The 709-nt window shown below is 69.4% G+C and carries 1 protein-coding gene and 1 pseudogene; both read right to left on the reverse strand.

The genetic code is table 11. The features are described 5' to 3' along the window. A partial coding sequence (gene grpE, locus CCN35_RS27255; RefSeq protein ID WP_086794689.1) for a nucleotide exchange factor GrpE occupies window positions 1-403 on the reverse strand: 403 nt, incomplete at its 3' end. 2 nt (window positions 404-405) lie between these two features. Next, window positions 406-709, reverse strand: a pseudogene (gene dnaK, locus CCN35_RS28575) (molecular chaperone DnaK); the annotation flags it as partial.

The raw sequence follows: 709 nt of genomic DNA on the forward strand, positions 1-709 counted from the left end.
GCCGGTAGCCGGGGCGCAGAATCTTTGTGCAGATCAGACGGTCGGAATCCGGAGCGATGTGATGGGCCGCGGCCTCGTGGCAGGCGGGATCGAAGGAGTCGCCCTCCTGCCCGAACGCCTCGAGCCCCAAGGACCCCAGCTGGGTGCGCAGGGTGTCGGCGATGTGCTGCAGCCCCGGCGTCATGGGCTCATGGGCGCATGCGAGGTCCACGGCGTCCAGGGCGGGCAGCAGGGTGCGCAGGACGTTGGCCACCGCGATCTCACGCACGGCCATACGGTCCCGGCGCACCCGTTTGCGGTAGTTGTCGTACTCGGCCTTCACCCGCTGCAGGTCGTCCGTGCGCTCCTGGAGCAGACGCCGCAACCGGGCGGGGTCGTCGCTCCGCAGATGGCCCTTGTCCATCATCAGCTCGCCTTCGACTCGTCGTCGACGATCTCGGCGTCCACCACCTCGTCGTCCGAGCCGGACCCGCCGGAGTCACCGGACGCCGTCCGGTGCTGCGCGCCCGCCTGCTCGTACAGCGCCGCGCCCATCTTCTGGGCCGCCTGCGCCACTCGGTCCGTGGCCTGCCGGATCGCCGCGGTGTCCGCGTTCTCGTCCTTCAGCTTCTCCTTCAGCTCGGTCAGCGCCGTCTCGGTCTCGTTCCTCGCCTCGGCCGGGATCTTGTCCGAGTTGTCCTGGATGAGCTTCTCGGTCTGGTAGACGAGC

This window comes from Streptomyces thermovulgaris (genome assembly GCF_002155915.1).
Classification (GTDB): Bacteria; Actinomycetota; Actinomycetes; order Streptomycetales; family Streptomycetaceae; genus Streptomyces; species Streptomyces thermovulgaris.